This is a genomic window from Streptococcus sp. F0442, from assembly GCF_000314795.2.
Classification (GTDB): Bacteria; Bacillota; Bacilli; order Lactobacillales; family Streptococcaceae; genus Streptococcus.
In genome coordinates this window covers 1256804-1281170 of record NZ_KB373314.1, presented here as the reverse complement: position 1 = coordinate 1281170, position 24367 = coordinate 1256804, and the positions used below count along the sequence as shown (strand labels likewise).

The 24367-nt window shown below is 42.2% G+C and carries 19 protein-coding genes and 2 pseudogenes; 12 read left to right on the top strand and 9 right to left on the bottom strand.

Features of this window, described 5'->3' with window-relative positions; translation table 11 throughout:
• Positions 1–122: 122 nt before the first annotated feature.
• Positions 123–656, bottom strand: coding sequence for a TetR/AcrR family transcriptional regulator (locus HMPREF9186_RS05985; RefSeq protein WP_009731902.1), 534 nt, complete (start codon positions 654–656; stop codon positions 123–125).
• Between the two features lie 133 nt (positions 657–789).
• On the opposite strand from HMPREF9186_RS05985, the gene HMPREF9186_RS05980 reads away from it, so the two are divergent.
• Positions 790–3585 carry a YhgE/Pip domain-containing protein gene (locus tag HMPREF9186_RS05980; RefSeq protein WP_009731901.1) on the top strand — a complete coding sequence of 932 codons (2796 nt, stop codon included), beginning with the start codon at positions 790–792 and terminating at the stop codon, positions 3583–3585.
• An 88-nt stretch (positions 3586–3673) separates the two neighbouring features.
• On the opposite strand, the gene HMPREF9186_RS05975 is transcribed toward HMPREF9186_RS05980, so the two are convergent.
• Together HMPREF9186_RS05975 and HMPREF9186_RS05970 are read right to left on the bottom strand one after the other, a co-directional pair.
• Positions 3674–4354 (bottom strand): DUF4947 domain-containing protein, encoded by a 681-nt coding sequence (locus HMPREF9186_RS05975; protein ID WP_009731900.1) that lies wholly within the window; start codon positions 4352–4354, stop codon positions 3674–3676.
• Positions 4355–4446: 92 nt separating this feature from the next.
• Positions 4447–5694, bottom strand: a complete 1248-nt coding sequence (locus HMPREF9186_RS05970; RefSeq protein ID WP_198006038.1) for a carbohydrate-binding domain-containing protein — start codon at positions 5692–5694, stop codon at positions 4447–4449.
• A gap of 227 nt (positions 5695–5921) precedes the next feature.
• Between HMPREF9186_RS05970 and HMPREF9186_RS05965 the strand changes: the two are divergent.
• The 11 genes and pseudogenes from HMPREF9186_RS05965 (at position 5922) to HMPREF9186_RS05915 (ending at position 16704) form a co-directional block, all read left to right on the top strand.
• A pseudogene (locus HMPREF9186_RS05965) lies at positions 5922–6700 on the top strand (polyphosphate polymerase domain-containing protein).
• Positions 6693–7375: pseudogene (locus HMPREF9186_RS05960) on the top strand (DUF4956 domain-containing protein). Before HMPREF9186_RS05965 ends, HMPREF9186_RS05960 begins: the two co-directional pseudogenes overlap by 8 nt.
• A 92-nt stretch (positions 7376–7467) precedes the next feature.
• The gene (locus HMPREF9186_RS05955; protein ID WP_009731896.1) at positions 7468–8727 is read left to right on the top strand and encodes a S41 family peptidase; all 1260 of its coding nucleotides are present in this window, start codon (positions 7468–7470) and stop codon (positions 8725–8727) included.
• 168 nt (positions 8728–8895) lie between these two features.
• On the top strand, positions 8896–9024 hold the full coding sequence (locus tag HMPREF9186_RS05950) for a teichoic acid D-Ala incorporation-associated protein DltX (RefSeq protein WP_006595368.1): 129 nt from the start codon (positions 8896–8898) through the stop codon (positions 9022–9024).
• Positions 9025–9038: 14 nt separating this feature from the next.
• Entirely contained in the window at positions 9039–10589 is a 1551-nt protein-coding gene (gene dltA / locus HMPREF9186_RS05945) for a D-alanine--poly(phosphoribitol) ligase subunit DltA (RefSeq protein ID WP_009731895.1), read from the top strand.
• Complete coding sequence (dltB, locus tag HMPREF9186_RS05940; RefSeq protein ID WP_009731894.1) at positions 10586–11839, top strand: D-alanyl-lipoteichoic acid biosynthesis protein DltB; 1254 nt, start codon at positions 10586–10588, stop codon at positions 11837–11839. Before dltA ends, dltB begins: the two co-directional genes overlap by 4 nt.
• 15 nt (positions 11840–11854) lie before the next feature.
• The gene (gene dltC, locus HMPREF9186_RS05935) at positions 11855–12094 is read left to right on the top strand and encodes a D-alanine--poly(phosphoribitol) ligase subunit DltC (protein ID WP_003002265.1); all 240 of its coding nucleotides are present in this window, start codon (positions 11855–11857) and stop codon (positions 12092–12094) included.
• On the top strand, positions 12087–13355 hold the full coding sequence (dltD, locus tag HMPREF9186_RS05930; RefSeq protein WP_009731893.1) for a D-alanyl-lipoteichoic acid biosynthesis protein DltD: 1269 nt from the start codon (positions 12087–12089) through the stop codon (positions 13353–13355). The genes dltC and dltD overlap by 8 nt, the downstream gene beginning before the upstream one ends.
• Before the next feature lie 252 nt (positions 13356–13607).
• The gene (locus HMPREF9186_RS05925) at positions 13608–13835 is read left to right on the top strand and encodes a hypothetical protein (RefSeq protein ID WP_009731892.1); all 228 of its coding nucleotides are present in this window, start codon (positions 13608–13610) and stop codon (positions 13833–13835) included.
• Between the two features lie 97 nt (positions 13836–13932).
• Complete coding sequence (aspS, locus tag HMPREF9186_RS05920) at positions 13933–15687, top strand: aspartate--tRNA ligase (RefSeq protein ID WP_009731891.1); 1755 nt, start codon at positions 13933–13935, stop codon at positions 15685–15687.
• 75 nt (positions 15688–15762) lie between these two features.
• Positions 15763–16704, top strand: a complete 942-nt coding sequence (locus HMPREF9186_RS05915) for a YitT family protein (RefSeq protein ID WP_009731890.1) — start codon at positions 15763–15765, stop codon at positions 16702–16704.
• A 38-nt stretch (positions 16705–16742) separates the two neighbouring features.
• On the opposite strand, the gene pulA is transcribed toward HMPREF9186_RS05915, so the two are convergent.
• From pulA to HMPREF9186_RS05885, 6 genes are all read right to left on the bottom strand, one after another.
• A complete protein-coding gene (gene pulA / locus HMPREF9186_RS05910) occupies positions 16743–18797 on the bottom strand; it encodes a type I pullulanase (RefSeq protein ID WP_009731889.1) in 2055 nt (684 codons plus the stop codon).
• An 8-nt stretch (positions 18798–18805) separates the two neighbouring features.
• Positions 18806–19789, bottom strand: coding sequence for a LacI family DNA-binding transcriptional regulator (locus tag HMPREF9186_RS05905; RefSeq protein WP_009731888.1), 984 nt, complete (start codon positions 19787–19789; stop codon positions 18806–18808).
• A gap of 11 nt (positions 19790–19800) precedes the next feature.
• A complete protein-coding gene (locus tag HMPREF9186_RS05900; protein WP_009731887.1) occupies positions 19801–20613 on the bottom strand; it encodes a DUF1189 family protein in 813 nt (270 codons plus the stop codon).
• 228 nt (positions 20614–20841) lie between these two features.
• On the bottom strand, positions 20842–21684 hold the full coding sequence (locus tag HMPREF9186_RS05895) for a sugar ABC transporter permease (protein WP_009731886.1): 843 nt from the start codon (positions 21682–21684) through the stop codon (positions 20842–20844).
• Between the two features lies 1 nt (position 21685).
• Positions 21686–22981, bottom strand: coding sequence for a sugar ABC transporter permease (locus HMPREF9186_RS05890; RefSeq protein WP_009731885.1), 1296 nt, complete (start codon positions 22979–22981; stop codon positions 21686–21688).
• A gap of 81 nt (positions 22982–23062) precedes the next feature.
• The gene (locus HMPREF9186_RS05885) at positions 23063–24319 is read right to left on the bottom strand and encodes an extracellular solute-binding protein (RefSeq protein ID WP_009731884.1); all 1257 of its coding nucleotides are present in this window, start codon (positions 24317–24319) and stop codon (positions 23063–23065) included.
• Between the last annotated feature and the right edge of the window lie 48 nt (positions 24320–24367).

The window sequence follows — 24367 nt, the reverse complement described above, 5'->3', positions numbered from 1 at the left end:
CAACAGTGGGCTTTTTGTTTTGTCTTAAACCGTTGATTTCTGGGTTAGCTACCCTTTTTGTTTTCTTAAAACCTAAAACTGCTAATAAAAAAATCCTGATCTATCTAGATCAGGAGGCACTGTTACCGTAACATTTTCATTAAAAATTCAGCCATTTGTTGAGGGCTTTCTTTTTTTCCGCGAGAAACCCACATTTGACAGACTCCGAAGAAGGCATTGGTCAGATAGACAGAACTGTAGACTCTTTCAATATCTGTTAATGATTTATGACTATAGCGCTCTTGCAAACTATCAACCAGAAGAATCTGTAATTTATGTCGTAAGAAGGTTTGGATCTCCTTGGTTCCATTCTCTGTCAGAAGAACCGCAAAGAGTGGCTCCTTGGTTAGAAATTCGAACACCTCTGTAATCGCTTGGCGTTTGTCGTCTTGGTGTTTATCAAAGATATATTCAAGCTTGTGAAAGAGTGCTTGTTGGTAGCGCTCGATCATATCGTACTTGTCTCGATAGTGGGTATAAAAGCTAGAGCGACTAATGCCGGATTCTTGCGCCAACTCAACCGTTGTGATTTGGTCGAATGATTCCTTTTCGAGTAGTTGAACCATCGCTTCCTCAATATTTCGTTTTGTTTTTAATCGTTTATTGCTCTCAGTCATCTGTTAATCCTTTTTGCACAAAATTATACACAGTGTCCAAAAAATAAAATTCCTACTTGTGAAATTTTCTAGAAACTGTATAATCTATTATATCAGAAATTTAGACATTGTGTATAAAAAGGAGACAAAAAATATGATGAAAGAATGGAAGGCTGTTCTTAAAAAGCCGACATTTATCATTGTCATGCTTGGAGTTGCGTTGATTCCAGCTCTTTATAATATTATTTTTCTATCTTCCATGTGGGATCCATATGGTCAGGTTTCGGATCTTCCTGTAGCGGTTGTCAACAAGGATCAATCTGCTACATATAATGGACAAAAAATGGAAATCGGGAAAGACATGGTGTCCAATTTAAAGGATAACGATTCGCTTGATTTTCATTTTGTAGATGAGAAGGCTGCGAAAGATGGTCTAAAAAATGGCGATTATTATATGATTGTAACGCTACCTGAGGATCTTTCAAAAAAAGCTAGCTCCATCTTAACCAATCATCCGGAACAGATGACTATTGATTACCAAACGTCCAGTGGTCATAGTTTTATCGCAGGAAAAATGAGCGACTCTGCGATGACAAAAATGCAGCAGACAGTGGCTGAAAAAGTGACCAATACTTATACAACAGCTTTATTTTCCAAAATGGGATCGCTTAAATCTGGTATGGGGACAGCGGCAGATGGAAGTGCTCAATTAGCAGATGGTGCAACAAAGTTGGAAAATGGTGGGCAAACACTGACCACTAATTTGAATACATTAGCTCGTTCAAGCTTGGCATTTTCAGATGGTGCAACCACTCTCCGAACTGGTCTAGCAGCCTATACAGATGGTGTTGGTCAATTGGGAAATGGTCTCAATCAAATGGCTGGTCAAGTTCCAAACTTGGTGTCAGGGGTCAATCAATTAAATAATGGGTTTGGCACTTTTAATACAGGATTGATGGCTTACGCTACCGGAGTGGATCAATTGGGAAATGGCCTTCATCAAATGGCGAGTCAAACCCCTCAGTTGGCCTCAGGAGTTGGTCGATTAACCAGCGGTATGGGAACATTCAATGACGGTCTTGGGAATTATACCAATGGTGTGCGTCAATTGAATTCAGGTCTATCCAACTTTTCAAATGGTTTAGTGACCTATACAAATGGAGTTGCTTCATTATCAGAGGGAGCGGGTCAATTAAGTAGCCAATCTGCTACTCTACGAAATGGTGTTTCTCAATTAGAATCAGGTATTCAAACCTTATCAAGCCAGCTACAAGCTTCTACAAGTCAATCTGGACAGATTGAGCAATTGGCAGCTGGTTTGAACCAATTAAATGTAGCGATTCAAAATGCTTCGGTAGATACCAGTCGACTTTTATCTGGCTTGACGAATATTGCGAATTCAGCCCAAGCGATCCTTGCTTCAGCCCAAGCGGATCGTGCAAATGCCCTTGCAAGTGTGCAAGGGACAGCAGCTTATCAAGCAATGACAGCTGATCAACAAGCGGAAATCAGTGCGGCGATCTCATCGAGTCCAAGCTCGAGTGAAACAGCAGCTCAAGGGATCTTGACAACGATCCAAACGATCCAAAGTAGTTTGAATACAGAAAATAGCTTGACACAGCTGCAAACGGCAGCCAATCAAGTTTTACCAACAGCTTCTTCTACCTTGACAGACTTGTCAAGTGGCTTGTCTAAGATCCAATCCGCAGTTAGTGGACAATTGTTGCCAGCTAGCCAAACCATCAGTCAAGGGATCGGCGCTTATACAGCTGGTGTTGATAAAATCGCTAGTGGGGCAAGCCAACTTCAGACCAATAGTAACACTTTAACAGATGGTGCTAGTCGGTTAGCAGCAGGTGTTGGCCAACTAGATAGTAAATCATCGGAATTGCTTGCAGGAAGTAATCAATTAACTTCTGGACTAGGTGAGTTAAATGGTAAGATGCCTGCTTTGACATCAGGTATGAATCAACTGGCTTCAGGAGCAACACAATTAACAGGTAAGTCTGGTGAATTGGTTGCTGGAGCTGGAAAATTAGCTGATGGTGTAGGGCAATTGAACAGCAAAACTCCAGAGTTGGCAGGTGGTGTCAATAAACTTGTCACAGGTGTCAACCAGTTGACAGAGAAATCAGGACAATTGGTGACGGGGGCTGATAAACTAGCTGACGGAGCAAATCAAATCTCAGAAGGATCCAGCAAATTAGCAACGGGTGGCCAAACATTGACAAACGGTTTAGGTGAATTAGCAACAGGAAGCCAAACCTTGAGTCAAGGATTAAACGATGCTAAGGGACAATTGAATGCTGCTACAACTGAAAAAGAAAACGCAAAAACCTTAGCCAATCCTGTTACGACTTCTAAAACAGATCAAGATAATGTCCCTGTAAATGGGGTCGGAATGGCTCCTTATATGATCTCTGTAGCACTCTTTGTTTGTGCCTTGTCAACCAATATGATCTTTGCAAAATTGCCATCCGGTCGTCATCCTGAAAGTCGTTGGGCATGGTTTAAATCTCGCTTTGAGGTCAATGGAACCATTGCGGTGGTTGCAGGAATCTTGGTCTATGGTGCTGTTCACTTGATTGGTTTATCTGCCAATCATGAGATGGCTACCCTCTTCCTTTGTGTGATCGGTAGTGTGGCCTTCATGTCTATCGTGACCGCTTTAACAACATGGCAAAGAAAGGTCGGTGCTTTCCTCTCGTTGATCCTCTTGCTCTTGCAATTGGCTTCTAGTGCAGGAACCTATCCACTTGCTTTAACAAATGGATTTTTCCAAGCCATTCATCCATTCTTGCCAATGAGCTATACCGTCTCTGGTCTTCGTCAAACGATTTCGATGACAGGAGAAATTGGAAATCAAGTGGTCTTTCTTTTGATGACCATTGCTCTATTTGCGGGACTAGGGATGTGGTTTTACAATCCAAAAAAATATGAAGAGGACTAATCGTCAAGAACTCTCAACTCATTTGGAGTTGAGAGTTTTTTGTTTCATGTGAAACAAAAATTCTCGCTTGTTTAAGCGAGAATATTCATTATTTAAAGAAGACAACATCAGGATTTGGCGTAATATAGAGGAGTTGGTCGTTTTCAAAGACCAATTGGATGGTGTTGTTTTTATAGGTGTAAATGGTGTAGGCTACTCCAAATTTAGAAGCTTGTTTCAGATCAACTGCCCCCAATAAAAAGGCATGAGCTTGTTCTTCTGTAATTTTCCCCTTACGGTAGAGATTTTTAATATTTTCTAGTTCAATATTTTGAAAAGATTCGCTAATATAAGCAGGGTCTGTTAGTTGTTTCTCTGGATTTCCAAGGATTTTTTGGATAAGAGCAGCCGTATACCCTTCATAATCCGGCGTTTGTACAAAAATATTGTCGTCATTTCTAGAGTAGGCTACTTTTAAGTTCCCTGTTGCATAAATTTTATCCTTGGGTGCTTCTTGGGCATTTCTAGGGAGCCCTTCGGTTGTGATGATGTCAGAAGTGGTTTCCGTAGTAGTTGAGGGAGTGCTAGAGGAATTACCTGTGCTAGTTGAACTAGTTGAACGACTCGGGTGGCTAGAACGGCTCGAACTACTTTTTTTAGTGGTTTTCTTTTTTGAGGTGCTAGTAGTGGGTTCTTTTTTAAAGTTGATCTTAAGGTCCGGCACACAGGCTGATAGAAAAAGAAGAGACAGCAAGAGTGTGAAGAAAAGAGGTAGTGTCTGTTTTTTCATCATGTTCCTTTCAACAAGTGGATTGATTTTCTATTCTATCATAAAAAGGGCAACAAAAAAAGGTCAGGAAGAAATCCTGCCTTTATTTGTTATTATGGATGTCCGCCTCCAGGTCCACCACCTTGAGGTCCGCCACCTTGAGGTCCGCCGCCACCTCCAGGCATGGAGTTGACAATTTCCGTTTGTTTTTCACCGTTGATATAGATGTCTCCGCCAGTGTAGGTAGCAGTACCATCAAAGTCGAATCCAGATTGACCCGTCAAATTGATGGTTCCTCCGGTAACAGTGATATTTCCATTCGAATCAATTGGATCGGTATCGCCTTGGCCAACTTCAACATTAAGGGTTCCACCATTCATGGTGAAGAAAATTTCATCTTGGTTGGCATTAGCATTGGCTGCATTGACACCGTCATCGGTTGCGTAGATGGTGATATCTCCACCGTTGATGGTAATCGATTTTCCTTCAAGCCCTTCGACAGACTCGCTTACCTTGTAGGTTCCGCTATCGATGACCAGATCACCATAAGCATGGATGCCATCGTCCCCAGCTGAAATGGTCATGGTATTGTCAGATAAATACATGGTTCCGACAGAAGTGTCTTCATCGTTATCCACCTTGACGGCGTCTTCATCTACATCGATGGTCATCGTCGTACCGGTGATATTGAGTTCGTCATTGACGTTAAAGGCATCCCCTACAGCTGTGATCTTATAGGTTCCACCTGTGATGTGGAGGGTATCATTGGCCTTGATCCCGTTGTTCTTCTTAGCATCAATGTTGAGCGTACCTGAACCATTGATGGTAAGATCGCCTTTAGAGAAAATGACCGCATCGGCATCTTCATCATTATTTGAACTTGAATCAGATAGGGTATTGGTCGTGCCCTCTGCTAAAGTCAGGTAGACATGTCCCGCTTTCGTAGCAGAGATTGGCGCGTTGGTGTTGGTCATGGTAACGCCTTTCAAGACGATATGAACATTATCTGAGTCACCAGCTTCGACCTTGATTTGAACCCCAAAGGATTCACCAGAGATGACATAGGTTCCAGCCTTTGAGATGGTCACAGTTGATCCAGATACAGCTACGCCGTCACCTGATACACTTGCAGAAGATCCAGACAGTTTGACAGTAGAGGCTGTACTTTCGTCGTAAGAAGTGTCCTTGTCCTTATCTGTAAAATAGTTGGAGCTATCTGTTTTACTATTTGAAGTAGAAGCAGCGGTTGTTTGGGCGGTATTGCTTGTTGTAGCTGATTGAGATGACGCTTGGGTACAAGCTGTCAGTAAGGTGAGGGTCGCGGACCCCGTTACTAAGAATTTCCATTTGTTTGATTTCATGAGTTTTTCCTCTCGTTCCATTGATATGCTCCTAGTCTAAAGTTGCTAGCTGAAAGTTTCCTAAAGTTTTTCTGAAAGGAACCTTAACTTTAGTTTTCTTTAAGTTTAGCTTAATGAAAGCTTAAGAAAAGGCCACTAAACTAAGGAACCAGTAAAGCGACTCGTGGCTTTGCAACAAAAACGATAAAGAAAATGACCAACTTTTTATAGAAGAAAAGGAGAAAAACATGAAAAAAACGGTAGAGACAAGTTTCAAGCGGATTGAAACCAAATATGTAGTGAATAAAGAAGACTTGGATGACTTATTGAAAGATTTGAAGAAATATGTGGTTGAAGATGATTATCCCATCTCCACGATTTCGAATGTCTATTTTGATACCGAAGACTTCGATGTGATCCAAGATGCCCTTGCTAAACAGAACCGTCGTGAAAAGATTCGGATGCGGACCTATATAGAGCATCCAACAGTGGATAGTCCGGCCTTTCTAGAAGTAAAATCAAAGGATGCAGAAGGTATTGGTCACAAGTTCCGTTTGGTCTCTAACCCCTCCTCTATTACCCGCCTCATGACGGATGGACTAGTGGATCAGACCATTCAGGATTTGGACTTGGTGCAAGAAATCCAAGCTCTGCGTCAGCGCTATGATCACCGACTACAGCCTCAGATGTACATCTATTATGATCGTTTGTCCTTAAAAGAAAAGAAGAGCATCCAAGGCTATCCTTACAATAAGATTCGGGTCACCCTGGATCAAAACCTAGTCTATCGTGATCAGCAGGTAAGTCTCCTTCGTGGGAAAGCTGGGGAGCCTTTATTAGAAGAAAATACCATCATTATGGAAATCAAGGCCCCAGGTGAAGAACCTCAGTGGTTGAAGGATATTCTGGATAGTACGGACTGGTCAAACAGAAATTTTCGAAATACAGTTGTGCCTACCATAAGTCACAAGGTTTAGATTATGCACCAACGCCAATTCAGGAAAGGACAGGTGCTGCCTATGTCTAATCTATTTGATTCTATTTTTAACAATGCTACGGCAACCGTAGATCCGGTGCGCCTGATGCTGGCCTTACTGGTCAGCCTGGTGCTAGGGATGGCCCTGTCTTGGACCTACAAATACCGTACCCTCTATACGCGTGAATTTATCGTCAGTCTCACCTTGCTTCCCTGCATGATGACCCTGGTGATTTTCCTAGTGAACGGGAGTCTGGGGACCTCGATTGCAGTAGCGGGAACCTTTAGCTTGATTCGATTTCGTTCCGCTACCAGTGGATCGAGAGAATTGATTGCGATTTTCCTAGCCATGATCATTGGTTTGGCGGCGGGATCGGGCTACCTCTTATTGGCAGTTTGTTTACGGCCTTTCTGTTAGCTATCTGGCTCTTGCTCGAAACCAAGCAAAGTAAGACCGACCACCAACGGCGCCGTCACCTGACGATTGAGCTAGAAAATCAGTCTAGGATTGCGGATAGGATCAGCCGTTTACTGGAACGCAATTGTACAGAAGTCGACTTAATTTCGGTTAATACAAGCCAAAATGGGGAACAGCTTACCTTGGATTATGAAGTGGATCTGAGACCAGAAGTTGACGATTTTGCAATGACGACTCTCCTAACAGAAGAAATTTATCATTGCGATGTATCCTTGACCAAGAAGGCTAAGAAAAGAAAGAACTTATAGACGCTATCCTCCTTTAGGATAGCTTTTTAGGCTTTTAAGAACTTTTTAAGGAAAAGTGGTATACTGTTTCTAAAAAAATGAAGGAATCCTTTATGAAAAAGACTGCTATTTTTGAAGATGTCGTCTCCATTATGACTCACGATTCATCTACCATCAAAGACCAAAGAGGATGCGATCCAGAGCCTTTTCGAGAAAAAATTATAGATGATATGACAGATGATGCCTTTCTTTATCAAGTCAGGTCCTACCTAGCTAGTTTTGGGGTGATCGGGCATGTTTCCTTTGGAAAGAAAAAGGCCCCCAACAATGGTTTTTTGTTGCGCTCGACAGACGACGGTCTCTTTGTAGAAGGGGCAAATGAAGATACGGGACTTCAAGTAGGAGATCAGATCTTAGCTTTGGATGGAAGTGGCTTGGAGCAGGTAGCGTCTCTTCATAAGGACTATTTTATCAGTAAGACCCCTGAAAGACACTACCGAGAATGGGCGGATTTGGTCTCTCAGTCCACAAGGGTCACCCTGCTTCGAGAAGGGGTAGAAAAGACCATTGAAGTAGTGCCCAGTCGAGAGCCGATCCAAGATCAGATCTTTTGGAAACGATTAGACGATGAGATCCTTTACCTTCGTCTGGATAACTTTATGGATGAAGGAGCTATTGGTCGGGTATACCAAGAGTGCTTACCGATGATGACGGAGGTCAAGTTCCTTCTCATTGATGTCCGACAGAACGGCGGAGGGACAGATTCTTTATACCTTCCTCTATTACATCTAGGCTTAGAGAAGGATCAGGGCTATGATTCGCTTGACTGGGACGATGATGGCATGGAAATTCTCTACACGGAACGCAATGTCGATTTACGCTTGAAAGACTTTGAGGACTGGATGCAACAGGAAGAAATTAGTCCTGAAACCATTAAACTGCTTGAAGAGATGAAAGAGGAATTGCTCCGCCATCGGGGGAAAGGCTATGTACCGTATCAGCAAGAATGCGAGGAATTCTTCCCAGAGGTTAGAGGAGGCCACTATCCCGAGCGGATCTTTATCTTATCAGATATCTATTGTGCGTCATCTGGGGATAATTTTGTCCAGATGATGAAGCAGTTTAAGAAGGTAACAGTGGTAGGTAGACCAACTCTCGGGATTTTAGACTATTCCAATTGTTGTACCGTTGATTATGGTGATTATCGATTGATGTTTCCCACTTCTCGCTGTCTAAGCGTGGATCAAGGCAAAGGAATGACGGATCAAGGTGTGGAGCCGGATATAGAGGTTCCCTGGAGTCCTGACCATTTTGAAAGAGATGTAGATTTAGACAAGTGCTTGGAGTTAATTCGTCAGAGCAACATAAAATAAAAAGAATTCCCATCAGAAAATGTAAAGAAGAAAATTGCTTTGGTTAGAAGGCTTTAATGATTCGAAATGATAACGTTTTCTATGACATTCTCACTATGTTTAAAATTGCTTACTTGGTATAAAAAATGGTAAAATAGACATTGACAATCAAAATGAAGAGTGAAAAAGATGAAACATAAAACACTTTATAAATTTATAGGGCAAACAATCTTGTATTTTGCTATTTTCTTAGCCCTACTCTATTTCTTTAGTTACCTTGGTCAAGGTCAAGGTGGCTTTATCTACAATGAATTTTAAAGGAGATCCCTACCGTGTCAAACCAACCAATTACTGATATGATCGAGGCGATTGAGCGCTTCGCCCAACTACAGCCAGACTATCCTGTCTACAATGTCCTTGGAGAAGAGCATACCTATGGCCAATTGAAGGCAGACTCAGATAGCTTAGCAGCTCACATTGACCAAATGGGACTTCCTGAAAAGTCACCTGTTGTGGTCTTTGGTGGCCAAGAATATGAAATGTTGGCAACCTTTGTGGCCTTGACCAAATCTGGCCATGCCTATATCCCAATTGATAGCCATTCTGCTTTGGAGCGCGTGTCTGCCATTCTTGAAGTGGCTGAGCCAAGCTTAATTATCGCCATCAATGAGTTCCCAATTGAAGACCCAGCTGCTCCAATCATGTCCTTGGAGCAAGTGCGTGAAGCTTATGCGGCTCAGAATGCCTATGATTTGCAACATCCAGTCAAAGGGGATGATAACTACTACATCATCTTTACCTCTGGAACAACTGGAAAACCAAAAGGGGTGCAAATTTCGCATGATAACTTGCTCAGCTTCACCAACTGGATGATTACGGACAAGGAATTTGCAACGCCAGAGCGTCCGCAAATGTTGGCGCAACCACCTTATTCCTTTGACTTGTCTGTCATGTATTGGGCACCGACCTTGGCTCTTGGAGGAACACTTTTTGCCCTTCCATCAGCCATCACTCAAGACTTTAAACAACTCTTTGCGACCATCTTTTCACTTCCGATTGCTATCTGGACTTCGACGCCATCTTTTGCAGATATGGCCATGCTGTCTGAAGATTTCAATGCTGAAAAGATGCCAGGCATCACCCATTTCTACTTTGATGGGGAAGAGTTAACGGTTAAAACGGCTCAAAAACTGCGTGAGCGTTTCCCGAATGCGCGCATCATCAATGCCTATGGGCCAACGGAAGCAACTGTTGCTTTGTCGGCAGTCGCTATTACAGATGAGATGTTAGCGACTCTTAAACGCTTGCCAATTGGTTACACCAAAGAAGATTCTCCAACCTTCATCATTGATGAGGCAGGCAATAAATTGCCAAATGGAGAGCAAGGGGAAATCATCGTGTCTGGACCAGCTGTTTCAAAAGGTTATATGAATAATCCAGAGAAAACAGCAGAAGCCTTCTTCGAATTTGAAGGTCTTCCAGCCTACCATACGGGAGATGTCGGAACCATGACAGATGAAGGTCTCCTTCTCTATGGTGGACGGATGGACTTCCAGATCAAGTTTAACGGTTACCGTATTGAGCTAGAAGATGTTTCTCAAAACTTGAACAAATCTCAGTACATTGACTCGGCTGTTGCAGTACCGCGCTACAACAAAGATCACAAGGTCCAAAATCTCTTGGCCTATGTCATCTTAAAAGATGGGGTCAAGGAACAATTTGAGCGCGAAATTGATATTACCAAAGCGATCAAGGAAGATTTGGAACACATCATGATGTCTTATATGATGCCCTCAAAATTCCTCTACCGTGACAGCTTGCCGCTAACTCCAAATGGGAAAATCGACATCAAAGGGTTGATTAGCGAGGTTAACAACCGATGATCGAGTTTTTGAAACAGCTCCCTCATTTAGAACACTATGGAACACCGATCTATTTTATCTACCTTATTCTAGCTTTTTTGCCGATCTTTGTGGGTCTCTTCTTCAAAAAGAGATTTCCAATATATGAAGGACTTGTGAGCCTGATCTTTATCATTTTGATGCTGACTGGTTCGAATCTCAAGCAAATTTATGCCTTACTCTTTTACGTAGTCTGGCAAATCTTGATTGTCTATTCCTACAAGTTTTATCGTCAGAAGGCGGACAATAAGTGGGTTTTCTATCTTCATTCCTTCTTATCTGTCTTGCCCCTGATCTTTGTAAAGGTAGAGCCAGCGATCAAAAATGGGCACCAATCCTTGTTTGGATTTTTAGGTATTTCTTATTTAACCTTTCGAGCTGTCGGAATGATTATCGAAATGCGTGATGGTGTTTTGAAAGAATTCACTTTCTGGGAATTCTTGCGATTCATGCTCTTTATGCCCACCTTCTCAAGTGGGCCGATCGATCGTTTCAAGCGTTTTAATGAGGATTATAGAGCCATTCCTGAGCGCGAAGAATTATTGGATATGTTGGAGCAAGCTGTTAAGTACATCATGTATGGCTTCCTTTATAAATTTATCCTAGCTCATATTTTTGGCCACTTATTATTAGGTCATGTGCAGACCTATGCCTTGTCTCAAGGTGGATTCTTCAACATCGGAACGCTGGGAGTCATGTATGTTTATGGCTTGGATCTCTTCTTTGACTTTGCAGGGTATTCCATGTTTGCTTTAGCGGCTTCCAATTTGATGGGGATTAAAAGTCCTATCAACTTTGACCGTCCTTTTAAATCACGTGATTTAAAGGAATTCTGGAATCGCTGGCATATGAGTTTATCTTTCTGGTTCCGTGATTTCGTCTTTATGCGTCTCGTAATGGTACTGATGCGCAATAAAGTCTTCAAGAGCCGGATTACCACCTCAAATGTTGCCTACATTATCAATATGTTGGTCATGGGCTTCTGGCATGGAGTGACTTGGTACTACATCGCTTATGGTCTCTTCCATGGACTTGGACTGGTCATCAATGATGCTTGGATTCGCAAGAAAAAGACCATCAATAAAGAAAGAAAAGCAAAAGGATTGGATCCGATCCCGGATAATCGTTGGACCAAGGCTTTGGGGATCTTTATCTCCTTTAACACAGTGATGCTGTCCTTCCTGATTTTCTCAGGATTCTTGGATCAACAATGGTTTCCAAAATTGAAATAAAAGGAGAATAGAAAAATGGATGTAAAATCACAAGTAATTGAAATTATTGACGAATTGTTTATGGAAGATGTCTCAGACATGATGGATGAAGACCTCTTTGATGCGGGTGTCCTTGATAGTATGGGAACAGTGGAATTGATTGTGGAATTGGAAAATCGCTTTGGCATCCGTGTTCCTGTATCTGAATTTGGACGCGATGATTGGAACACTGCCAACAAGATCGTAGAAGGTGTAACGGAGCTTCAGAATGCTTAAGCGTTTATGGCTGATTTTGGGGCCTGTCTTTTGCGCCCTCCTTATGGTAGCAGCCTTACTGTTCTTTTATCCAATCAATCATAAACACGACTATACAGAAGAGAAAAAAGCTGCGGTTAGTCTCAATGCAGAAGGCTTCAAGAGTCGTACAAAGAAACAAGAAGCACTTTCTGATCCACGGCATCGCTTTGTTCCTTATTTCGGCTCAAGTGAGTGGTTGCGTTTTGATGTGGTGCATCCAGCAGTTTTGGCTGAAAAATATGACCGTAATTACAGACCCTACTTTTTAGGAGAACGTGGTGCGGCTTCTTTGAACCAGTATTTTGGAATGCAACAGATTTTGCCAGAACTCAAGGACAATACAGCTGTTTATGTGGTTTCTCCGCAATGGTTTACCAAGAAGGGCTATGATTCCTCTGCCTTTCAACAATTCTTTAATAGCGATCAGTTGAATAGCTTTATTGCCAATTACCAACAGGATGCTGCATCCCAGTATGCTGCGAAACGCCTCCTGCAACAGTATCCAAATGTCGCCTTTCAAAGTGTTGTGACCAAAATTTCTCAAGGAAAGCAAATTTCAGGATTTGATCAGTCTTTGAACCAGCTTGTTTCCCATCTTGTTCAGCGCGAAGATGCCTTATTTAGCAATCTTGCCACTCGTACAAACGGGAATTATGATAAGAAGGTCAAAAAACGTCTACAAGATTTGCCAGACCAATTCTCATATGAGAAATTGGAGGAAATTGCAACGGCTGAAGCAAAAGTCAAAACCAATAACAACGACCTTGGCATCAGCAATCATTTTTACAATACCCGTTTAAAAATGAAGTTGAAGAAACTAAAAGGTTTCCAAAAGAACGAATCCTATGTCCAATCGCCGGAGTACAATGACTTGCAATTGGTTCTAGACCAGTTTGCTAAATCTCGGACCAATGTCATCTTTGTCATTCCGCCAGTCAATGCCAAATGGATGAAATACACAGGTTTGAGCCAAGAAATGTATGAACAGGCCGTTCAAAAGATTCGCTACCAATTGGAAAGCCAAGGTTTCACCAATATTGCAGACTTTTCTAAAGATGGGGATCAGTCCTACTTTATGGAAGATACGATTCATATGGGATGGAATGGTTGGCTAGCTTTTGATAAGGCGGTTAATCCCTTTGTCACAAAGGCTGAAAAAGCGCCAACTTATCATCTGAATGATCGCTTCTTTAGCAAAGACTGGGCCCAGTATAAAGGGACACCGGATCAATTTAAATAATGCCGGAACAAGGAGGCAGGATCGAATCCTGGCTCCTTGATTTATGAGCAAAGTGATCGGAAAGTCACAGGAAATCTAGAGAGTTATCCACAAGCTGTGGGAAACTTAGGTGTAAAATGATGAAAACAAGTCCTGATGCTGTTGTATACTCCTATTTTGAGGGGAAAACGGAAGGAAGTTATCCACATTTTTGTGGATAACTTATAGAAAACAGTGGATAAGTCAGAAAAGAATGAAAAAAGGAGAACAGCTGTGAGAAAAATATGGTTTTACGCGATCGTCCAGGGAATTAGCATTTTTCTGATTGTGGGTCTGATTACTTACATGATCAGAGGGGATTTCTTTTTCCGCTACTTATCCTTTATTTTTGGGTTAGTAGCAGCTGTCTTGCGATTTGGGACGGCGACTTTGATGAAGGTGCTAGCACCCACTCTTTATGATGATCCTAAAAAAGAAAGAAAAGACCTTCATAAAAACTGAATTGCTCAGCTTCTGAAAAAGTTGAGCTAAAGGCCGCTTTCTGCTGGTCTTTATGGTAAAATAGAAGGAAGAATATTAGTTTGGAGATAAATGAGAAATGAAACGTTCAATGTATGCTGGACGTGTTCGTGAAGAACACGTTGGAACTCACATTACTTTGAAAGGATGGGTTAGTCGTCGTCGTGATTTAGGTGGTTTGATCTTTATCGATTTGCGCGACCGCGAAGGAATCATGCAATTGGTGATCAATCCAGAAACAGTTAGTGCAGAAGTGATGGCTACAGCTGAAAGCATCCGTAGTGAATATGTACTAGAAGTAACAGGTCTTGTGGAAGCTCGTGAACAAGCCAACCCAAACTTGCCAACAGGTGCAGTAGAACTTAAGGTGGAAGCTATTACAGTTCTTAATACTGCCAAAACAACTCCGTTTGAAATCAAGGATGGAATTGAAGCCAATGATGACACTCGTCTTCGTTACCGTTACTTAGATCTTCGTCGTCCTGAGATGTTGGAAAATCTCAAACTCCGTGCGAAAGTGACCCATTCGATCCGTAATTATTTAGATGAATTAGAGTTTATTGATGTTGAAACACCGTTTCTTTCTAAATCAACTCCGGAAGGAGCACGTGACTACTTGGTTCCTTCTCGTGTCAACAAGGGGCATTTTTATGCCCTTCCACAAAGTCCTCAGATTACAAAACAATTGTTGATGAATGCCGGTTTTGATCGTTATTATCAAATCGTGAAGTGCTTCCGTGATGAAGATTTACGGGGAGACCGTCAACCTGAGTTTACACAGGTTGACTTGGAAACTTCTTTCTTGAGTGATCAAGAAATTCAAGATATCACAGAAGGCTTGATTGCACGTGTCATGAAAGAAACCAAGGGAATTGAAGTAACACTCCCATTCCCACGCATGAAGTATGATGATGCTATGGCCTTGTATGGTTCAGACAAACCAGATACACGCTTTGAAATGTTACTACAAGACTTGACAGATCTTGTCAAGGGTGTAGACTTCAAAGTCTTCTCAGAAGCTCCTGCAGTCAAGGCGATTGTTGTCAAAGGTGCGGCGGATCAGTATTCTCGTAAAGACATCGATAAGTTGACAGAAGTTGCGAAGCAATACGGTGCAAAAGGTCTTGCTTGGGTGAAATATTCTGAGGGTGCTTTGAACGGTCCTGTTGCGAAGTTCTTGACAGACTTGACAAGTGACTTGACAGATGCTTTACAATTGCAGGAAAAAGATTTGGTTCTCTTTGTTGCAGATACTCTTGAAGTGGCCAATGCAACGCTTGGTGCTTTACGTGTTCGTCTGGCTAAAGAGCTTGACTTGATTGACAACAATCAATACAATTTCTTGTGGGTAGTCGATTGGCCAATGTTTGAATGGTCTGAAGAAGAAGGCCGGTATATGTCTGCCCACCATCCATTTACACTCCCGCAAGCTGAAACGGAGCATGAATTGGAAGGTGATCTTTCAAAAGTTCGTGCTATTGCCTATGATATCGTTTTAAATGGTTATGAATTAGGTGGAGGAAGCCTTCGGATTAATCATAAAGACTTACAAGAACGGATGTTCAAGGCCCTTGGATTTACAGCAGAAGCTGCAAATGAACAATTTGGTTTCTTGTTGGAAGCCATGGATTACGGCTTCCCACCACATGGAGGATTGGCGCTTGGCTTGGATCGTTTGGTTATGCTTCTTGCCGGTGAGGACAATATCCGGGAAGTCATTGCCTTTCCTAAGAATAATAAAGCGACAGACCCAATGACACAAGCTCCATCTGTCGTTTCTGAAAAACAATTAGAAGAGTTACAGCTTCAAGTAGAAGTAGCAGATCAAGAATAGGACAAGATTAAAAAAGGAAAGTCTTGAAATTAGTTGCTCTAAGATTTTCCTTTTCTTCTAATCAATGGATTAAAAATGAAAAAAACTCGCTTTTACAAGATCTTTCGTTATAATATGCGGAGATTAGCATATAACATCAAATTATTGCGCGTGATGAAGAGTATCTCCCGGGAGAAATACGATGAAAAAGTATCGGCGTCCTTGCTGTATGGGTTCCTATCGGCAATTGCTGTCAACTTTTTCTTCCAACCAGGACATGTCTACTCCAGTGGTGCTACAGGACTAGCTCAGATTTTATCTGTCTTAAGTCAACGCTTTATTGGTTTTACGATACCGGTCTCATTAACCTTTTATGCCATTAATATTCCCTTGATGATTGTAGCATGGTATCAAATTGGCCATAAATTTACCATCTTTACTTTTATTACGGTTTCGATGAGTTCCCTCTTTATTCAGCTTGTACCGGTGGTCACTTTGACCAATGATCCGATTATGAATGCTCTATTTGGTGGGGTTGTCATGGGGACAGGAATTGGTTTTGCCCTTCGGAGCAATATCTCCAGTGGGGGAACAGATATTGTCAGTTTGACGATTCGAAAACGCACTGGAAAGAATGTTGGGAGCATCTCCTTTTTTGTAAACGGGACCATCATGTTGATTGCTGGTCTGACGTTTGGTTGGAAGTATGCTCTATACTCTATGATTACCATCTTTGTATCAAGTCGCGTAACAGATGCTGTTTTCACCAAGCAAAAACGCATGCAGGCCATGATCGTGACGAGCCATCCAGATGCTATTGTTGAAAAGATTCATAAAAAATTGAATCGAGGAGCGACGATCATCCACAATGCAGAAGGAACCTATAACCATCAAGAAAAAGCGGTTCTACTGACAGTTATTACGCGTGCAGAGTTTAATGAATTTAAATACATCATGAAAAAAGCTGATCCTCAAGCTTTTATCACCATTTCTGAAAATGTTCATATTATTGGATACTTTTTGGAAACGGAAGAATAAAAACAAGGCCCCCACATGTTGTGGTGGCCTTGTTTTGTTTAACTGGCTTCGTAGAGTAAGATCCAACTATGGGCAGAAAGAGAAAGTTCTTTCCCTTTAGGAATAGGCGTGTGGAGCTTGGCTTGAGGATAGGCAAAAAGCAGTTGACTATCGCTCGCATGTTGATAGGTTATTTCTTGATCACCGATATTGACGAGAATTGTTATTTTCTTGCGATCTTTTTCAATGGTATAGATAAAATGATGATCAGACAACCATTTAAGATCACAGAAGTCTCGAATCTCTAGCCCTTTTCTCAAACGAAGGAGTGGCTGCGATTTTCGATAAGCAATCAATTCTTTAATAAAAGCAATTTCTTCTTGGCAGTTTGAAAGGGCTGTCCAGTCCAATCGGTTGAGATGATCTGGCAGGTTATAGGTGTTGTCTTCGAGCCCTTTTGTGCGATAGAATTCTTGACCAGCATGGATAAACGGCACTCCTTGCGCTAGTAACACTAAATGAAGAGCTAATCGTGAGAGAGCTTTTCTCTCCTCTAGACGAATCTGGTCCTTTTCAATTTGGAAATAATCAAAAACAGTTGCGTTATCATGACATTCGACGTATTGAATGGCTTGTTGGGGTTGGATGAAATGAGCAGGCCCCACCTTTCCGACATTTGCCGTTAGAATGTTAGCGAAATCATTGGCTGGATGCTGACTGTCACGACGGTGACCGGCTAGGAGTGTTCTCTTGACCGTATCCCGGAAATTATCACTGAAAAAGCCAAAGTCTGGTAATGCTTTTGCTTTGTACTGGTGAGCGAGCTGGTCTTCAGAGAGCCCTGTATCCATCTTCCAACCTTCTCCATAGAGGTAGATGTTGGGATAGAGGCTTCGGAGTTCCTCTGCAATCTCTGTCATGGTTTGAATATCCAAAATCCCCATCAGGTCAAAGCGGAAACCATCAAAGCCGTATAGCTCTACCCATTGTCTGAGGGACTGTTTGATATAACGACGAACCATAGCTCGTTCACTAGCTACATCATTGCCACAGAAGGTCCCATTGGTTCGTTGGCGGTCTTGGTCATAGCGATAGAAATAGCCTGGGACAATCCGCTCAAAAGCAAATTCATCTGCCTTGTAAACGTGGTTGTAGACGACATCCATGATGACACTGAGGTTGGCTTGGTGATAGGTAGCGATGGTATCTTGAAGCTCCAGGATTCGTGCATAAGGATCGTTGGGATCACTTGCGTAACTTCCTTCAGGCACATTGTATTGGACAGGATCATAGCCCCAGTTGTAGGCTTTCCATTGATCCTCTTCATCGACACTTCCGAAATCATAGACAGGAAGTAGCTGCACGTGCGTGACGCCAAGATAGCGAAGGTAATCAAATCCAAGTGTCTGACCATTGAGTTGAGGAGATTCTGTCAGGGCTGTAAATTTTCCAGGATGTTTAAAGCCAGCCTCTTTTTGGACAGAGAAATCACGGACACTCAGTTCATAAATAATGGACTCAGTCGGATCCAATTGTGTCGTTGCTCTCTGAATGGGGCGTTCAATCTTGTGTCGGTCGATGACATAGCTAGCTCCTGAATTGGCTTCAGAAGAAAGAGCATAAGGATCATGAACGATATGGGTTACACCGTTGACTTGATGTTGGTAGTAGTAAGAGGCTTTTTCCCAATCTCCCTCGAGTTCTAGACGCCAAACTCCTTTTTCTGTCCGCTCCATCGGGTAGGCAGTTTGGTTAATCAAGAGCTCAACCTCTTGAGAAATGGGAGCCCAGAAGGCAAAGGTCGTTTTTTCTTTTGAGTAATGAGCTCCTAAATCCTCTCCATCATAAGCATATAGCTGATCAAAGATGGGTTGGCGGACAATGTCGCGGTAGTGGAGGAGGCAGGTTTCTCCTTTAGCGTTGGAGAGAGTATAGCTTTGACTCATGTCGATGGGAAGGGGGCTTCGAAGAGTTTTTTCTTCCTCTGTCGGCAAGAGTTCAATCGTTTTCGAACCAGACGTCAATGTAAAAGGAAGAAAGGCCGTTACGCTCTCTCCTCCTTCCATGCGAATCAAGTCTTGGTCATCTAAATAAGCTGCAAAGTGTGTGGTCATAGGTTCTCCTAAAGTTCAATAATCGAGTGTTCAATGAGTTGTCTGTAGCAAACAGTTTTGTTTTCCTTGTTGTCTTTAATAATTTGGAGTAAGGTTCTGACAGATTCGCGTCCCAATTCAACCGTATTGATATCAATATAGGCGTCAATAGGGATCCGCGGTTGAATGGAGTCGAAGGAAATAATCGGAAGTTCGACTTGTTTGTCGCTCAGGTATCTCCGAACCCCTTCGGCAACTAGAATATCCGTTGTCATGAGTGCTTCAAGTTCTTCAAAAGGCAGGGTATCCATGATTTGGTAAGAATTTTCTTCCAGCAAGAAACCAAAGGAGAACTTGACTAATTCCTCACGGAGAGGTATCTGGTGACTAGCAAGAGCTTCTTGGTAGCCCTTGTAGCGGTCTTGAGAAACGGCCAATTCCTTATTTCCTCCAACAAAGGCGATGTGTTGGTATCCCTTATTGATAAAATATTCGGTCGCGTCAAAGGCTGCCTTAACATTGTCGTTATCGACTAAGGATACAAAAGGTGAAGTTGCTTTCCCTAAAATCAAGAAAGGAAATTTATCTTGAATACAGAAGTCAACCAGAGGATCATTCAATTTGGAATAGAGGAAGATGAGCCCATCTACCCGCTTACCATAAATCATTTGTTTGAGTTGATCGAGGCGGTGGGTTTCATTCGCCCCTGTACAAATCTGAATGGCATAGCCATAATCAGAAGCAACCTGACTAATCCCACGTAGGACCGTAGGGAAGAAGGGGTTTTGGAAGAACACATCACTCTCATCAGGCAAGACAAGGGCAATCACCTGACTGGACTGGCTCACTAAGCTACGAGCATTGAGGTTTGGATGGTAATCTAGTTCTTTCATGGCAGAACGAACCCGTTCTTTAGTGGCTTCACTGATGGTAGATTTATTTTGAATCACTCGTGTAACGGTAGATGGTGCAACGCCAGCAAGTTTGGCTACATCTTTGATGGTGACACGCATAAAGGACCTCCCTAAGGTTTGTAATCTGGATCCCGAAAATGAGTCTTATAGAAAGCAAGTGCGAGGAACAAGACAAATAGGATATTTTGGATCAAGACGGTTGTCGTAAAGACTTGGTGGAATACTAAACTGATCAGGACGCTCGCAAGAATAGGCAATCCAAGACAGTTGAGAGTGAAGTTGAAGCATTCTTTGAAGGTCTTGAGAGAGAAGAGACGGGACTTCCGTGTCAAGAAGAGGAAGAAGGAAGCTCCAAATACTAAAATTGCAAAATTCACAGCAGATAAGAAACCTGAGAAGAGGACGAGGAAGAGACTAACTGCCAATCGATTGGCTTGGAACCAATCTTTGGAAATGCCTTGGCTTAAAGCATCTTTGTTTTCAAGACTCTTTTGATTGATTGCCTGATAAGGAATGCTTGCAAGTTCTTTATTTTCTCTGCTGATCACTAGTTGGGTCTTATCGAAATAGAGGGTTAATTTTTCACCTAATGGAGTCCCTTCGTGATGACCAATGATAACATGGCCAGCTTTGTTCTTATGAACTCCAAAATGACTGTTATAGACTAGTTCATGCTGTTCAATACGGACATTTTCTTTCAAGTCCTTCATAACATCCTCTGTTAAGGGATCAAAGACATCGCTAACAAAGGTGGTTAAGGGGTAGGTCTGTAATTCCGCATTTTGAACGGAAACAGGAATCAGGGTCAAGGATAGAAGAAAGAGTGAGGTAAAGATCATTTGGAACCAGTTGAGTTGTTTGCGGTTCGCAAATGCTTTTCTTACCTGAAAAAGGCTGGAAAAATAATTAAATGGATAGGGCATGAAGAGACCTTTCTAATCTCCGGGATGGATTTCCCTTTTATGGAGAGCATAACATGGTTTTATCCTTAACCAAAGATGGGAGAGAGACCGGTAGCAAATCAATCAACTTGCTATCCTTGTCCCACTCCCATCCTTTCCTTAAAGATAAAATTTATGTGACTGGGAGAAAAGCACGAGAGGAAACTTCGTTCTTTTCATCATTGCTGGAAGGTTATAGAAAAGTTTATTTTATCCTTTATCCCCACCAGCGGTCAAGCCTGAAACAAAGTTCTTTTGAAGGAAGAAGAACAGCACACAGATTGGGACTGCAATCAGAATCGCACCTGCCGCAAAGAAGGCAATCTTTTGATTTTTTTGGTCGCTGATAAAGGTCTGAAGACCAACAGCTACCGTATAATTGATTTCATCGCGAAGCAAGAATTTAGACAAGATGTAGTCTCCAAAAGGTCCCATGAAGGCCCAAAGAGCTTGGACCGCAATCATTGGGCGAACCAATGGAAGGACGATTTGCCAGAAGCGACGGAAGTGTCCAGCACCATCCAATTTTGCAGATTCATCAAGTGAAATTGGGACTGTATCGAAGTAACCCTTCATCAACCATGCGTTCATTGGGATTCCCCCACCGACATAGAGGAAGATCAGGAACCAACTGTGGTTCAAGGCATTCAACATCAAGGCCATAACGAAGAAGGCAGTCAAAGCAGCCATGGTAGGGACCATTTGGATAATCAAGAAGAAGACCAAACTTTGCTTACGAGCCAAGAAGTTGTAGCGGCTGTAAGCATACCCTGCCAAGGTAATGATGGATGTTTGAGCAACCATGGTAATAATGGCGATAATCAAGGTGTTGAGATACCAAGTACCATATAGGGTATTCGTAAAGAGTTTTTGGAAGTTATCAAAGCTGAGACTGCCACTGAAATCAAGTGTAAAGGCACTGACGTTACCAGTTTTGAAGGCTGAAAGAACCGTGATCAACAAGGGATAGATGATGATGATGGAAAGGACAACCAAGTAGAGGTAAGTCAAGAAATGATTCAGGCGGCGTTTAAATTGAACTGAATTTTTCATTTTACACATCCTCCATATCAAATGCGTGCAGTTTCTTGAAGGCAATCATCGAGATCGAGATCACAATCAGAGAGATAATCAACGTAACCGCAGCAGCCATTGAGTATTGAGGTGATGAGTTCGTTGTCAATTTATAGATCCAAGAAATCAAGATATCTGTCGAACCAGCATTTCCTCCAACAGATCCAGGTCCACCATCGTTAAAGAGGTAGATAATGGAGAAGTTGTTAAAGTTGAAGGTGTATTGGCTGATGAGTGTTGGTGCCGCAACCGCCAAAATCATTGGGAAAGTAATGTTGCGGAATTTTTGCCAAGCATTCGCCCCATCAATATAGGCTGCTTCGTAAAGATCGTTTGGAATAGATTGCAAGATTCCGAGTGTCAAGACGTAAATGTAAGGGAAGCCGAGCCAACCTTGCATCATAATCAAAGCAATTTTTGTCCAAGTAGGATCTGTTTTCCAAGGAATGAGAACCCCATCCAAGAATGGGAAAATCTTCGCAAAGAGCGGAAGGACTTGCGCATTGATGGCCCCGATACTATCGTTGAACATGTTTGAGAAGGTCAAGATCGTGATGAAGGCAGGAACCGCCCAAGGAAGAAGGAAAATAACACCGAAGATGCGTTTTCCTTTAATGAATGGTTGGTTGGAAATAATGGCCGTCAGGATACCAAGAACGATTTGAAGTGTTGAAGCTGCCAAGGCCCAGATCAAGGTCCAGCCCAATACAGATGTAAAGGCAGAACGGAAGGTACTCAAAGTCCACATGTTGGTGAAGTTTTGAAGTCCGATCCAATCAAGGAGCGTAAAGCGAGCTGTATGCTTAAAGTCGTAGTTGGTAAAGGCAATCATCAAGGTAACCAAAACAGGGAAGATGATTGCAAAGGTCATGGCAATATAAGAAGGGATGATCAAGAGATAGGGGAAGCCATTTTCATAGATAGCATTCACCATCTCCTTTAGGGTCTTCGGCACTCGAATACCGTTATTAATCCGCTTAGCTACAGTACCCGCATCTTTGATATTCAAGGCGTAGAACATCAAATAAACGACGGTGATAATTAAGTGGAAGGCACCACGAATCAAGATAAAAAGAGAATTATCTTTTCCACGGACAGTACCGAGGGTAACGAGTTTGGACAATTCCTCCAAACCAATACCGAAAAAGTATGCAAGAAAGACAAGTGTTACACCGAGGAAGATGTATCCTTTTGCTTTCTGTTTGTTATAGATTTGTCCCAAACCAGGAATGAGGGATAACCACATTGCCTTTTTTGGATTTTGTTGTGTTTCCATATCGACTCCTTATAAGTGAGCGACCAGAGGCCACATCACAGCGAAAGGCTGGGAAACACTCCCAGCCCCTTGGGAACTGTATTACTTGCCACCGAATTTTTGTTCGATAGTTTCTTTGATCAATTTAACAGCATCGTCAGCAGCATCTTTAGCAGATTTCTTACCACTTACAGCGTCGAAGAGCATAGTTGCAGCTGGGTCCCAAACAGTACTCATTTCAGAGATGTTTGGCATTGGTTGTGCATTTTCAAACTGTTTAACAACGGCAGCAGTCAACTCATCGTTTTTACCAACAGCGTATTCACGAGCTTCTGTGTTAGCTGGCACTTCGTTAGTCTTATCGTATAAGGCCTTTTGTTGATCAGTTGAAGTCAAGAAGTCAACGAATTTTTGAGCTGCTTCAGGGTGGTTAGCACCTGCAGGGATAACCCAAGCTTTACCACCACCGAAGGCAGAGTAAGCTTTTCCGTTTGGAAGAGTAGGGATTGTTGCTACACCGTAGTTTACTTTTGCTTCTTTCAATGAAGCAGCTTTCCATGGACCATCGATGATGGCGGCTGTCTTACCTGATTGGAATTGAGTTTGGATAAAGTTTGCAGCACTTTTAGTGTCTTGCAATCCTTTAGGCCATTTAGCGTACCAAGTTTTTGCGTATTCGATACCGTCAATTGCACCTTGGTTGTTCAAACCAACGTCTTTTGGATCTGTACCATCTTTACCGAAGACATAGCCACCGTTACCTGAAAGGAGTCCATATGCATAGTAGAAGTTTGTCCAGTCAGCAAGGAAGGCAGTGTTTTTACCAGCTTCATCAGCGAAGTCATACTTGCTGTCTTTTGCCAATTCTTCAAGTTCACCAAATGTTTTTGGAGCTTCTTGCAAGAGGTCTTTGTTGTAGTAAAGAACCAATGTTTCGATAACAGCTGGTGCACCGTATACTTTACCACCGTTTGTTACAAGTGATTCAGTTGTTTTGTCAGTCTTGCTGTCTTTGTTCAATGTCACTTCAGCCAATTGACCGTCGTTACCAAGTCCACCTACGCGGTCGTATGGTGCCATCATAACGTCTGGCGCTTTACCAGATTGGTTGTCAAGAGACAATTTGTCCAATCCACCAAGAGCGTCACCTGTCTTGATAGTTACTTTTGTTCCACTTTCTTTTTCAAAAGCTTTCGCAGCTTCTTTCATGTACTTTTCGTATCCACCGTCGACATAGACAGTCAAGTTTTCACTAGCAGCAGAAGAATCTTCTTTTTTGCCTCCACAAGCTACCAAAAGAAGTGATGCGAATCCAACTGTACCAAGTACAGCAGCGCTTCGAAGAATTGTGCGTTTCATGATTTATTCCTCCTAAAGAATAAAAATAAGATTATTAGTTGAAAACGT